This is a genomic window from Oceanobacillus sp. FSL K6-3682, from assembly GCF_037976165.1.
In the GTDB taxonomy this organism is placed as follows: Bacteria; Bacillota; Bacilli; order Bacillales; family Amphibacillaceae; genus Oceanobacillus; species Oceanobacillus sojae.
This window is the reverse complement of record NZ_CP150263.1, coordinates 1276042-1289743: the sequence shown is the minus strand read 5'-3', so window position 1 is coordinate 1289743 and position 13702 is coordinate 1276042. Positions and strand designations below refer to the sequence as shown.

The following is a 13702-nucleotide window of genomic DNA, read 5'->3' as shown; positions in this document are numbered from 1 at the left end:
CGGATTTCGTTATTAATTTATCATCGGTACATAACCCTTGCAACCCATTACAATAAGACTTTACATAAACTTTACAAACGAATCGAATATAGAAAAAGCCAATCCGCCCCATATACATATGGATCAAATTGACTTTTAATATTTAAACATATATTTACTTACTCAGGGTTAAGCTCCTTCTATCATATCCCGTCTGTTATAGCCGAGATAACCAACAATCATCAGAACGATACTGATTACGGTAATCGTAATAAACACAGGCGCATCGAAGCTGTCTGTCGGCATTTGTGGAATCCAGCTTTGTACAGCTGTTTTTAAAAACCACTCCGGTAAATCCAAAATACCGTCAAAGTAATTTAAGATAAAGGAATAACCGAGATACGCATAAACAACCTTCCCGAGTTTAGGAGCCCAGCCAAGTGCTAAAGCTGCCAATGCCGTAAAGAATAAAACCGATGGAAGGAAGTTATAACCCGCTGCCAGAAAATCACTGATATCCATTGCAGCACTGTCTTCCATTACTGAAATAGCTGTACCGCCAAGCCCTCCCGCAGCTAGCAGCGTACCGATTAATCCGGCAATAACAGCTAAACCGATTGTCGTCCAGTAAAATTGGCCCCGGGTGACTTTGGTAGCGTGAAGCTGACTTAAATGCTGACGGCTTTCTTCAGCGAAAAGCTTATTCACAACCACAATCGGAAGAATCGAAACTAACACCATCATCACCATCATAATCGTACCAGTAAAGGATTCTTCAATGGATACACCAGATTGGGCAAACTTTTGCTTCATCATCTCATTACTTTCCAGAAAGGTTTGCATATCTCCGTAAATGGAACCGTAAGCAGCGCCCATTACTCCAAAACCAATCAGCCAGCCGATAGTAACTCCTCTATTCAGCTTGATGAATAATCCCCGAACAGATAATAGAGACCTTTTTGCATTTTCCCGTCCTTCTCTTTCCGGCAGATAACCAGCGCCTATATCACGACCGCCCTCGAGCGCAAAAGCAAGGATTACCATCACAACACTGAAAATCAAGGCAAAAATAATTGGCAGCCAGTTGTTATCTGTAAATGGATAGGTCAAGTACGTCCAGCCGAGCAGATTAAACATAGAAAAGTCCACATTGGAAACATCCGTGCCGGCACGAGCAATATAAAGCAGACCAACGATTCCCAGGGCAGAACCTGTTGCACTGGAGGAAACCGGCATAATTTGCGCCATCACCAGGCCGATTACTGCTCCAATGACACCAGCCATTCCAATAGATGCTCCAAATAAAAAGGAGCCTTGGAATGAAATCGTATCTACATTAAAAACGATAAGCAGAGCACTAATGAAAAGCGCTAATATGATATTAATGACAACAACCTCTGCCATTGCCGCAAGTGAGTTGGCCTGCCGTCCAATTTGAAAGGAGCGTACCAGCTCTGTCAATCCGAGATCTTCTTCCTTACGGGTATGTCCAATCACGTGTAAAACAGCCATAATCATTGCAAACAAACTGCAGAACAATAACATTTCATGCGCATACATCGCGCCTATTGTATAATCAGCCGCTGTTTCAACCGGGGTAGGACCAACCATGGAAACCATCGCCGGGTTTTGCAATGTCTCAAACATCCCTATCAAACTCTGCCCTTTTGCTATTTCTTCAAAAGCAGGTACAAACCCTCCTGAAAATAAGCCAATTCCGAGAATCCAAAAAATAATTTTTTTCCAATCACGCTTCAGATATTGCAAAAACAATATATCCCATCGTGCAAATTTTCCTTTCATTGTTCTTTCACCTCCCCATCAACGCTTAACCCTCATAATGACGCATAAATAAATCCTCAAGTGTTGGCGGAACCGCTTCAAATTTCTTCACACCCAGCTTGGTTGCTTCCATTAAAATGTCATTGATATACTTGTTGTCAGCAGAAAAGGTTGCTTGATTATCTTTTTGCATAAAATCATGCACACCCTCTACAGTCTCCATTTTCGAAACATCTTTTTCCGTTGCTAAGGTTACAGCAGAACGGGTCAGATGCCTTAATTCATCCAATGTCCCCGATTCTACAATCTCTCCCTGACGAATAATAACAACCCTGTCAGCTAAACGCTCTACCTCGCTCAAAATATGAGAAGAGAGCAAAATAGATTTTCCTGCTTCCTTGATTTTTTCTACCTCCTCCTGAAAAACTGCTTCCATTAAAGGATCAAGTCCGGAAGTCGGCTCATCAAAAATATATAAGTCAGAATCCACGGATAATGCTGCAATTAACCCAACCTTTTGACGGTTGCCTTTCGAGTACCCTTTCGATTTTTTCTTCGGATCCAATTCAAAACGTTTAATTAAATAATCACGTTTTTGCTTATCTCCGCCGCCATGCAGCTTCATAAACAAGTCAATAATTTCTCCACCTGTCAGGCTCCCCCAAAGTGCAACATCTCCTGGAACATATGAAATACGTTTATGAATTTCCAAGCTATCCTTCCAGACGTCCTTTCCAAAAATCTCTGCTATCCCGGCATCGCGCTTGATAATTCCTAATAAAGCACGGATTGTTGTTGATTTACCAGCTCCATTGGGGCCGATAAAGCCGACAACTTCTCCTGCTCCAACTCTGAATGTCACATCACTTAACGCCTGAAATTTACCAAACTTCTTTTGCAGACCTTTTATCTTCACAATTTCTGTCATAATGCTGACACTCCTTCTTTCTGCAATTTAATATCCTGTTTTAGCTTGCTTTTTCATTTAAGAACGTAATACATCCGAATAAAACTATTAATATGATTTCAGTTCATTTTAATGCATTAAAAATAAAATTTTAAACCATAATAATATTTTATAGTTCAATATTATTCCTTTCTTAGTCATTAGTCAATAAGATAAATACTATTTTTTATTTGCCAGTTCATAATTAGACATATATAATAAATAGGAAGAAACACGCTTCTGTGAAGAAATTTTTGAAATGAATGCGTGACAGAAAGCAGGTAATAAATTTGAATGGTTTTGAAAAAAGAACAGAAGAAAAGAAAAAGAATATATTGGAAGCAGCCTTTGAGCTGATGAATAGAAATGAGGTAGGCAAAAATATAACCATGGATAAAATTGCTAAACATGCCAATGTGGGGAAAGCCACCCTCTTTAAGTATTTTGGCAGCAAAGACAATCTTATTCATGAGGTTTTTAAGTATTACTTAGAAAAAATGATCGATACTGCAAGTGATATTATGAATGAAAATAAGCCATTTGATGAAACACTCATTGCATTAAGTCAAAATAAAATCAAATTTTTAAATCAAATTAATCAATCCTTCTATCTTAAAATGATGGCATATTTAACGGAAAAAGACGAGGAAGGCTGGTCCGTCATGATGCAAAAATATACTCAGGAAAATTACGGCATGATGCTGGATTTATTTCATAGGGGCCGTAAAGAAGGAAAGGTGGACTTAAAATATTCAGATGAATTTCTGCTTTTGTATTTTCAAGCGATTGTAGAAGGAATTTCCAGCCCGCAGATATATGAAAGAATTGCACCTTATACGGAAGAGTGGACAGAAATGTTAATTAAAGGAATTGCGCCGAAGAAAGATTAATGCTTAAAGTGCTCTTCTACATTTTCTTTTGACCAGCTTTAGACTCTTTAATCCTTTTTTCTTCAAAAAAGCTATCTTAACCTAGAAGCCTCGCCAACCTGGCTAAGGTAATTTCTGTGATTCGTGACTGGTTCTTGTGGAATTTCCCACTCTTTTTACAAAGGGTGGTTTTTTTATTATAAAACTTAGTAGTCATCAAGCTTTTAAATGATAACCGTTAGTTGCGCTTATGCAGTAGGAGAGTTTTATACTTTGGCACAAAAAAAGCTGGGGGTCACCCAACTTCTTTTGCATAACTAGTCATATTTCATGCCAATATGGGATACTGGTACTGCTCAAAGATTTGCCTTCATGCCCTTCTCATTCTTCCTAATATCCCACTTCAACTACTGCATTAACAATGTACATTAAATCATTTTTATCCTCTTGATCGCTTAAATAGATTCCACTCGTAGTAGCTAATCCGCCCTCTAATTTTTCCACCGTTACTGTTCCATACGGTACCAATTTTTTAATTTTTTCCTCATCCAAATGTTCTATATCCCTAGGAATACCTAATTTCACATTTACCTTCATATTATTTAGATTTTGATCAGGCAGGCTGTTCTGAATGCCTGGCATTGAATTAGTATAAATCGCGTTGATAACAGCACGTTCTGCTGCCTGATTGACATCCTGCCCATGTAAATCTACTCCTGTACCTGTCTGAATAAATATCATTTGTTCCATGTTTTTCTCTCCTCCCAGATTATTCAATATTTCTTTATAACACATGAATGTCTTGCTTCTACATATACCCGTTTTTTGAAAAAGTAAAAACTATGCTTCCTCTGCCCGCCTATATACAAATAATGACCTAGCTATAAAAAAAGACAGCGTTACGTACAATTCAGTACGAACGCTGCCTCTTCCAGCCTCAGTATAAGGCTGGAAGGATTCTACTTCTGATTTCGACAATTACTGATTACAGAGCGATGAAACTATAATTATTCTATCTCTATCATCATTCTAAAGTATTCTTCATGTCACCGCTTTCGTAGTATTTTTCCCCACTGCTTTCTTCCCGTTTCTTGATTTCATTCTTTAAAGTTGTACAAAAATTCTGTTCCAGCTTTAATTCGGTTGCATTTCTCAGAGACTCCTTTAAGAGTTCATCTGACAAATGCCTGAGACTGTTCATGGATATTCCTCCCACATTTGCATTTTGAATCCTTTGATTTTTGAATAATCAGAAGTAGAATCTATCTAAAATATTACAAAGTGAGACAAAAAGGGCAAAATATTGCGACAATAAATACTGAGAAAACGACATTTTTCATGACTTTATAATAATCACAATATAAACAAACAGGGATATACTTCGCAGAAATAATAGCAATGACTATGTCTTGATGCTCTTATTTGAAGTTAAATTCTTTTGTTAGAGCGATTGTTTACCTTATTATTAGAAAGAGATTAACCAAACGAGGAGAATGTTATATGTACAAAAATTTGTACTCTATTGGAGAGACGGCTAAATTAAATAATATTCCTATCCAGACATTAAGATATTACGATAAAATGGGTTTATTCACACCCGCTTTTATAGATCCTGAAAGTAATTACAGATATTATCATGAAAAACAATTCTTTTATCTGGATATTATAAAATACCTAAAATATATAGATACACCACTAAATCAAATTAGAGAAGTAATGAAAAAAGACGCCGTACAAATGCTGCCTTTTTTAGAGGAGCAAGGGGGTATTATTGATAATAAAATACATCAGCTTAAACAAGCCCAAAGAATGCTTCATCACCGCAAACTCCAGATAAAAGAACAAAACACGTTAGCAAATCGGCCACATGGACAAATTTATACCCGTTCTGTAGCAGAACAGGTTCAGCTGCATCTCTCTACAACAGACCTTACCCCTTACGGCAATCCGGACGTATACATGCGTGATTTGGCATACTTATTAGAAACACAGAAAAATAGGTCCGTTGATAACTTCTATGGATGTGTTTATGATTTGAAAGACTATCAGGGTACTGATCACATTATTTATTCCAGTATCTATACAACCTTACTTGGAGATGAACAATTACCTGAAGAATCACAATCAGATATAACAAAAAAACATATTTCAGAAGGAAGGTATATCTGCATTTGCTTTCAATGGTCTGAGGCTCAATATTTTCAATACTACAAAACGTTATATGATTACCTTCGTAAAAATAAACTGAATACTACAGGGCCTGTCTACGAGGTTTCTTTGCCTAATAGATACTTCTCCTATGAAGAAGATGATTTTATAACAGAACTTAGAATTAAATTAAAAGAAAAAGATTGACTCTATAGCTGCTATAGACTTTATGATTTAATCATGAAAGGAGTAGATAATATGATGAAAACAATTCGGTTAATAGCTCCCGACTGGCAAGGAGGTAACAAGCAGGCGTATTATTTGGGTGCGGAGCTGCTTTCATGGTTAGCTCCGAAAAATGATAATCAAAAAGAGATTAAATTAGAGATTGAAAAGCCAAAAGGCGAGGGATTAGAAAAAGAAAATGGTGTCGTTGCTCAATCTGTTGTGAAAGAAAATGTAAATATGGCAGCTCAGGTGCTAGCTGAAGAAATGCCCGATAAAATTATTACATTTGGAGGAAACTGCTTAGTATCTCAGGCCCCTTTTGATTATCTGCATGGCAAATATGGAAATGAACTTGGTGTTATTTGGATAGATTCTCATCCTGATGTTTCTACTCCAGATATCTTTTATCATGAACATGCTATGGTGCTAGGTAATCTCTTAGGTAAAGGAGATCCAGAATTATCTAAAGATGTAAAATTCCCCTTTACTCCTGATTCCTTTTTATATGTCGGAATGCAGGCACCAAATGATTTAGAAGCGAATATATTAAATGATTTAAAATTAAATTATACGGTGCAGGATAAAGAGCATTTAAAAATGGAAGGCATCCAAAAATGGATTAACGAAAATGGTTTTACTAAAATAGCTGTTCATCTTGATTTAGACGTGTTAGACCCTGCGTTGTTCCGGTCTTTATACTTTTCCGAACCAGGAGTTACGGAATTCCCTTCAGAATCTGGCAAAATGACACCAGAAGAATTATTAAATATACTGACAGATATTTTTAAAGAAAATCAAGTTGTAGGCTTGACTGTAGCAGAGTTTTTACCTTGGGATGAGATAACCCTGAAGAATACGTTATCTGCGTTAGATATTTTTAGCTAGTAAGCTCTAAAAGAATCGGGCACAGAAAATTTACCCGTAGAAAAAGGATTTTCGCGTCATATTTCGATACGAAAATCCTTTTTCAATTAAAATTATCTATCTATAAATCATTCAATCAGTAATATGTATCCATAAGTATAATGCTATTTCACTAGAAATTCTATTCAACAACAGAAGCTGCACCAGTTTCTTGTCCAAGCCTTCCTTTTACCCGATCCAAAGCATCCTGTTCCACACCTTTTGCTAATAAATATTCCTCAACATTTCCATATGTTTCCTCAAGATAATCATAAGCACGGATTATATATTCTCTGCTGGAATACAGGAATTCTTTAGGTACCTCAAAAAGAGCTGTGCCACCTTTATCAAATTGATGAAAAGACTCCAAATTGGTATATGTCACTTCGTAGTTGGAGATAATATCTTTTTTCTCCACGCCGGCTAGTCCCAGCAATAACATGGCTAAAACTCCGGTACGATCCTTTCCTGCTACACAGTGAAATAGCACGCCTCCGTCTGCTGCCTGATCAATAATGTTAAAAACTACCTGTACATAAGGACTTTCCTCAAGCATTTTTACATAAAAATCGCCCATAGTCAGATTCTTCAAAGCGTCGGCCTCCAATATCGGCTGCCCGGCAAACGGGATGTTGTGATAATCACAAAAATTAGCTTCAGCGAGCGGATTCGGGTGCTCTTCCACTTCATCTGTTCCGCGTAAATCAATGACCGTTTTCACACCATAAGCTTCTAAAAAGGAACTGTCATCCTTCGTTAAATTATGCATATCACTTGATCTTATGAATGCATGCCATTTCACCTGTTCTCCATTTTCAGTACTGTACCCGCCTAATTCACGGCAATTCTCCACACCTTCAAGCGGTAAACGAACCCAGTTTAATGCTGCATTTTTCATAAAGTATTCTCTCCTCCACTATAATTTTATTTATTCATTCATTACCTGCTGCCATGTGTAATTTTACTTTTAATTCGTGTCATTAAAAATTCAATGATAAGCATAAAGCTGCAGATAATGATAACTATTGTTGTTGTTTGCGCATAATTGTATGTTCCTATTGCCTGTGTAAGCAGCAGTCCAATTCCACCCACACCAATGATTCCCAGACTGATAGATTCGGATATATTTCCTTCAAACCGGACCGTAATCCAAGCGACAAGGGAAGTGATGCAAAGCGGCAACAGCCCGTGATAGACAATATTAAACCAAGAAGCACCTGTTGAACGCATTGCCTCAATAACATCATATCCAGCATCTTCAATACTTCCTGTAAACATTTTTACCAGGTAGCCAATGGCAGAAAATAACATGGCAATGAAGCCGGATGTATTTCCAAAACCCAGGCTTGCGATAACCATTAATCCCCAGACCAATGATGGGATCGAACGAATAACCGCAAAGGAACCTTTTATAAAACTGGATAAAAAGTTATTTGGTGTTATATTTGATGCTGCTAAGAAACTAAGAATTATCGCTAAAAATACCCCAACGACTAATGCTAAAAAGGCTAAAGATAAACTCGTCACAAGCTCTAATAGCGCAGCTGGAATAATAGAAGCGTCAATCGCCATCATACTGTTCAAAACGCCAGGGACATTCTCCAGCCTTGCAAAAAATTGTTCTAAATTGAGATTTATCAACATTGCAGCTAATACAAATATCGATACAAGTGCAGCAACCAATAGAATCATTTTCCAAATAGATCCTTTAGATGTTACACGGATATAATTCATTTCCATTGAAATTCACTCCCTTCATTATATCAGTTTTTTACGAAGTGTATTGGTGACAAACTCCGTTAACAGAATGATAGAAACAATCACAATAATAATCCCCAATGCCTCACCATAGTTGAATAAATTAATGTTTGTATCAATCAGGACACCGATTCCGCCAGCTCCGACAAGACCTAACACTACTGAAGCACGGACATTGATCTCAAATGAAAATAACGTCCAGTTTATCCATGAAGGGACAAATTGCGGCAGGACCCCATGCAATAAAATTTGAAAATAAGATGCGCCGTTTGCCCGAAGTGCCTCTAATTTTTCACCAGAGATTTCATCAATGGATTCGGCATAACTTTTTCCTAAAAATCCGATGGTTACAAAAATCAGTGCCAGCACACCGACGATACCGCCTAATCCAAATATGTAGACGAGTAATGCTCCCCAGATAACAAAGGGAATATTACGCATAACTGAGACAAGTGCACGGCAAATCATGCGGATGCTTTTATACTTATTCGTATTCTCCGAAATAAGAATTCCCAAAATAAGCGCCAGAATGCTTGATAAAAAGGTGGCAATCACAGCATAACCAATCGTATCCAAAACTGCCGGAATATATTGCTGCACATTTTCTAGACTAGGCGGAAAGAAATTCTGGAAGAAAAAGAGAATAAAGTTTGGCAGCCCCATCATCATATCAATCATAGATATCTTCAGGTAAATTACAGAAAATAGAATTGTTGCACAGATAAGAGCAGCAATTAACAACGGCTTTTTCGAATCTTCCTGATCAAGCTTTATTTTTTGGTTGAGATTACTCATGCCTTCTGTCCCCCAGTTAATTGTAACGCCGGCCCTTCCTTAACTCCGGTTGATATCCCTGTTTGAGCTGCATCATTTTGCAGCGTCATTTGTGATTCTTTTCCTTCATAAATAGAACGAATTATGTTATCCGATAATTCTGCCGGCTTCCCGTCAAACACAACCCTGCCCTTCTTAATGCCGACAATCCGGCTTGCATATTTCTTCGCATAATCCACTTGATGCAAATTAACGATGCATGTCAGCTTCTTCTCCTTTGAAATATTATGCAGCTGCTCCATAACAATATTAGCTGATATTGGATCAAGGGATGCAATCGGCTCATCTGCCAACAATAACTTTGGTCTTTGCAGCAGCGCACGGCAAATTCCTACACGCTGCATTTGCCCTCCGGACAGCTCATCAGCACGCTTGTAGATTTGATCTTTTAAACCTACTTTTTCTAAAAGCTCTACTGCTTCCTTTTTATCTTCATGCTTGAAAAGCCCAAAGATACTTTTGTACAGTGGCGTATCGTGCAATCTGCCATGCAGCACATTTTTTATCACATTTGTCCTGCCAATTAAATTATAATGCTGAAAAATCATCCCTATTTTCGAGCGTTCTTTTCTCAGCTTACTTCCACTGGCTTTTTCCAGATTATCTCCATGAAAAACCAGATTCCCTTCTGTTGAATCAATCAGACGATTAATACAGCGGATAAAGGTAGACTTACCAGCACCGGAAGGACCAATAACTACAATGAATTCACCAGGATAAAAATCGATGGAAATACCGTTCAAAGCACGTGTTGATTTTCCATATACCTTCACTAAGTCTTTAATGGATAATAATGGTTCCATTTATTATTCTGCCCCTTCTAAAGCATTAATCGTTTCTAACATTTCAATCGTTTCCTCATAATAGTTATCTTCAGTCGGATAGAAGCGTGCATTCGGCGTCTGATGTAATGCTTCAAAATATTCTTCATCCTCAAAGCTTACAAATGCATCTTCAATAGCCTGCTTTAAGTCTTCCGGCATGTCACCGCGAATGATATAAGATGCATCAGGAATACTTTGTGTACGGCCAATTATTTTGATATCATCCGGATTAAGATCTGCCGCTTCCAGCATCTGATCAATTTGTCCATTAACAACTGCTGCCGCATCAAAGTCTCCCATGGCTACCCCCATCAGGCTGTTTGGATGAGATTCTGTAAACGTTACATTTTCGAAAAAGTATCCAGATTGCTCTATTAAAGCTGGATCAAGATCTAATTCTTGAACAAGCGTCCCCTTTGGATATAGATAACCAGAGGAGGACGCTGCATTTACAAAAGCGAAATTCTTGCCCTCTAAATCTTCTATACTATTAATATCGTCATTATCACCCTGTGTAATAAAAGAAGTATAATATTCTGGGATATCATCTGCTTGCGGTGTTACGAGCAGCTCTGCACCTGCCTTTTTCTGTGCCTGATAATAGCTCATCGGACTTGCAAGCATCACATCAATATTCCCGCTCGCCATTGCTTCAATACCCACTGCATAACTTCCTCCCTGATACTCCACTACATCAATACCGACTTCTTCTGCAATATGCTCTCTGAGCTGGGTATGAAGCGTTGGTGAATTGGGATTGTCTTCATTTGGCATTTGAACGATAGCTATTTCCTCCGGCCAATCGCCATTTTCCCCTTTCCCGGAGGATGCTTCTCCAGTCTTGCCGCAAGCTGCTAAAAATAAAATCAATCCAATAAGTAGAAAACTTTTAAATAAATTTTTATACATTGTTTATGCTCCTTCAATGTGAATTATTGTGCTCTTTTATCTGATTATGCTGTGAGACCCCTCCAAATAGTAATTTATGATTTCTGGTGTCTGCGAATAAATGACAATCCTTTGTCCTCCTTTTGCATATTCAATGTATCTATATACTTACAACTCTTAATATACTTACTGTTTATTAAGATAATTCACTACTTTTGTAAACTTATTGTAAGGTTGATAAAAGCCACAACCATATTTTTATCCAATAAAAAAGGCTTTGAATGCTAATCAACACTCAAAGCCTTTTATCCGATTCTTTAATTCCCCTTTAACATCCGCAAGCCATTTAGAATAACTAGAATAGTGCTCCCCTCATGCCCAATCACACCAAGCGGCATATTGATAATCTGTAAAAAATTACTGGCAATCAGAATGCTTATAACAGCAAGGGAAAAAATGATATTCTGCTTAATAATCGCATTCATTTTTTTAGATAAACGAATCGCATTTACCATTTTTGCCAGATTATTTTTCATAAGCACAACATTGGCGGTTTCTAAAGCAATATCGCTTCCTGTCCCCATGGCAACACCAATATTTGCTGTAGCCAGAGCCGGTGCATCATTTACTCCATCGCCAATCATTGCGGTCTGCTGCTTTTGCTGTTTCAGCTGCTTTAAGTAATTTACTTTGTCCTCCGGTAAGCAATTGGCATGGAACTCTGTTATACCAGCCTCCTGAGCAATGCTTTCTGCTGTAGCCTGATTGTCACCAGTCAGCATAATCGTTCTTAAACCAAGGCCATGTAATTCTTGAATAGCTTCTACCGCATCCTGCCGAAGTGTGTCCTTCAGCAAAAATACGGCAATAATTTTTTTACTCCTTTTCACAAAGATATTGGTCGTTGCTTGTTCTTGAGTAGTAAAGGTTTGTAGAAACTTATCTGCTTCTTGCTTTCCGACCATTTCTGCATTACCGATCATCCAGTAGTCATCATCTACTCCCGCTGACAGTCCTCTGCCGTTATGATGTTGTACAGATGCAGTTATCTCCCTTTGGATTTTCCGATGTTCATCAGCCCAATTTTTCATTGCCTGAGCCAGCGGGTGGATGGATTCACTTTCCATCATATAGATTATATTTGCCAGATACGCAGTATCCTGCCCTTGATTAATAAAGTAATCAACGACAACTGGTTCTCCTTTGGTTAACGTACCTGTTTTATCTAAAGCAACAGCATCTAATTTAGCTAAAGCTTCTACATAGACGCCGCCTTTAAATAGAATACCCTGCCGGGCTCCATTGGAAATAGCAGATAAAGTTGCCGGCATGATCGAAGCAATTAAAGCACAAGGTGAAGCAACAACCAGTAAAATCATTGCACGGTAGACGGTATCCGTCCAGGTCCATCCGAATAGATAATGCGGAAGAAACATCATCACCGCGACTGTTAGAAGAACTATTTTGACATACAATCCTTCAAATTTTTCAATAAATTGCTGGGAAGGCGAGCGTTCTTCATGTGCATTTTGAACCAACTCAATAATTTTTTGAAACATCGTCTCCGTTGGCAATGTATTTATTTCAATTTGAAGACTGCCGCTAAGATTAACCGTTCCAGCAAACACCTCATCGCCTGATTCCTTGGAAATTGGGATTGATTCACCAGATAAAGCACTCTCATCAACTGTTGTATGACCTTTGACAATGAACCCGTCAGCAGGGATTCTTTCTCCTGTTTTCACAGTAATCTGATCTCCAGGTTTTAATTGGTCAATGGCTGCCACCTCACCGTTTAGCAGGGTCGCTGTTTCTGGCTGCAGCTGCATCAGACTTTGCAATTCATTCTTATTTTTATTTTCTGTATAGCTTTCCAATGCACCGGATAAGGAAAAGATAAAAATTAATATAGCTCCTTCTGCCCAATAGCCTATAGAAGCAGCTCCAATTGCTGCAATAATCATTAATAATTCTACATTTAATTGTTTTGTCTTATATGTTTCTGTGATTCCTTCCTTTGCCTTGGCAAAGCCCCCAATCAAAAAAGAAGCAATTAATAAACTCACCCATAGAGCATAATCTATACGGCTGGATAACACCCAGGCTATTAAAATAAGGATTCCGCTTATGGCTGCGGCAATTATTTCTCCATGTATTTTAAGGTTGGGTATAAAAAAAGGATACTGATTTGTTTTTATTTCTTCCATTTTATAAGCCTCCTTTAATGCGATTTGTATTTCTGATATTGATTCTCATTTTCATTTATTTATAACAAATATTAAATTATAATTATTATAAATAGTATAGCATACTTTTCTTTTAATTGTTTGTAGAAATGGTGACAAATTTTATTGAAAGCATGGTAAATTCACAATTAAGAGACATATATCAAAATTCGGTGGGATGAGTTGTATCCATAAATAAAGAAAAGATAATTCCGGGGAAATAAAAATAAGAGAAAAACTCATGTAAAGGCATTAAAGAAATCATAAAGTAATGTAAACGATAGACACCTGTCCGATTTAGCAGTTGGAGCTGGCTGA

At 37.7% G+C, this 13702-nt stretch carries 13 protein-coding genes; 3 read left to right on the top strand and 10 right to left on the bottom strand.

What is annotated here, in order from left to right; translation table 11 throughout:
• Positions 1 to 168: 168 nt before the first annotated feature.
• Both MHH51_RS06620 and MHH51_RS06615 read right to left on the bottom strand, forming a co-directional pair.
• Positions 169 to 1782, bottom strand: coding sequence for a tetronasin resistance protein (locus tag MHH51_RS06620; protein WP_339285116.1), 1614 nt, complete (start codon positions 1780 to 1782; stop codon positions 169 to 171).
• 25 nt (positions 1783 to 1807) lie between these two features.
• Positions 1808 to 2689: an ABC transporter ATP-binding protein gene (locus tag MHH51_RS06615; protein WP_339285115.1), complete on the bottom strand. Its 882-nt coding sequence runs from the start codon at positions 2687 to 2689 to the stop codon at positions 1808 to 1810.
• Positions 2690 to 2997: 308 nt separating this feature from the next.
• Between MHH51_RS06615 and MHH51_RS06610 the strand changes: the two genes are divergently transcribed.
• On the top strand, positions 2998 to 3597 hold the full coding sequence (locus MHH51_RS06610; RefSeq protein ID WP_147212016.1) for a TetR/AcrR family transcriptional regulator: 600 nt from the start codon (positions 2998 to 3000) through the stop codon (positions 3595 to 3597).
• Positions 3598 to 3966: 369 nt separating this feature from the next.
• Here MHH51_RS06610 and MHH51_RS06605 read toward each other — a convergent pair whose 3' ends face one another.
• Both MHH51_RS06605 and sda read right to left on the bottom strand, forming a co-directional pair.
• Positions 3967 to 4326: a Lin0512 family protein gene (locus MHH51_RS06605; protein ID WP_147212017.1), complete on the bottom strand. Its 360-nt coding sequence runs from the start codon at positions 4324 to 4326 to the stop codon at positions 3967 to 3969.
• 274 nt (positions 4327 to 4600) lie between these two features.
• The gene (gene sda / locus MHH51_RS06600; RefSeq protein WP_147212018.1) at positions 4601 to 4777 is read right to left on the bottom strand and encodes a sporulation histidine kinase inhibitor Sda; all 177 of its coding nucleotides are present in this window, start codon (positions 4775 to 4777) and stop codon (positions 4601 to 4603) included.
• Between the two features lie 299 nt (positions 4778 to 5076).
• Between sda and MHH51_RS06595 the strand changes: the two genes are divergently transcribed.
• Both MHH51_RS06595 and MHH51_RS06590 read left to right on the top strand, forming a co-directional pair.
• Positions 5077 to 5931 (top strand): MerR family transcriptional regulator, encoded by an 855-nt coding sequence (locus MHH51_RS06595; RefSeq protein ID WP_339285112.1) that lies wholly within the window; start codon positions 5077 to 5079, stop codon positions 5929 to 5931.
• Positions 5932 to 5982: 51 nt separating this feature from the next.
• Positions 5983 to 6837 carry an arginase family protein gene (locus tag MHH51_RS06590; RefSeq protein ID WP_156988383.1) on the top strand — a complete coding sequence of 285 codons (855 nt, stop codon included), beginning with the start codon at positions 5983 to 5985 and terminating at the stop codon, positions 6835 to 6837.
• A 160-nt stretch (positions 6838 to 6997) separates the two neighbouring features.
• Here MHH51_RS06590 and MHH51_RS06585 read toward each other — a convergent pair whose 3' ends face one another.
• The 6 genes from MHH51_RS06585 to MHH51_RS06560 form a co-directional block, all read right to left on the bottom strand.
• On the bottom strand, positions 6998 to 7753 hold the full coding sequence (locus MHH51_RS06585; protein ID WP_339285110.1) for a tyrosine-protein phosphatase: 756 nt from the start codon (positions 7751 to 7753) through the stop codon (positions 6998 to 7000).
• 41 nt (positions 7754 to 7794) lie between these two features.
• On the bottom strand, positions 7795 to 8595 hold the full coding sequence (locus MHH51_RS06580; protein ID WP_339285109.1) for an ABC transporter permease subunit: 801 nt from the start codon (positions 8593 to 8595) through the stop codon (positions 7795 to 7797).
• Between the two features lie 18 nt (positions 8596 to 8613).
• Entirely contained in the window at positions 8614 to 9408 is a 795-nt protein-coding gene (gene phnE, locus MHH51_RS06575) for a phosphonate ABC transporter, permease protein PhnE (protein WP_339285108.1), read from the bottom strand.
• Positions 9405 to 10250, bottom strand: a complete 846-nt coding sequence (gene phnC / locus MHH51_RS06570; protein WP_339285107.1) for a phosphonate ABC transporter ATP-binding protein — start codon at positions 10248 to 10250, stop codon at positions 9405 to 9407. The genes phnE and phnC overlap by 4 nt, the downstream gene beginning before the upstream one ends.
• Before the next feature lie 3 nt (positions 10251 to 10253).
• A complete protein-coding gene (locus MHH51_RS06565; protein ID WP_339285106.1) occupies positions 10254 to 11180 on the bottom strand; it encodes a phosphate/phosphite/phosphonate ABC transporter substrate-binding protein in 927 nt (308 codons plus the stop codon).
• 296 nt (positions 11181 to 11476) lie between these two features.
• Complete coding sequence (locus MHH51_RS06560) at positions 11477 to 13366, bottom strand: heavy metal translocating P-type ATPase (RefSeq protein WP_147212026.1); 1890 nt, start codon at positions 13364 to 13366, stop codon at positions 11477 to 11479.
• Positions 13367 to 13702: the final 336 nt, after the last annotated feature.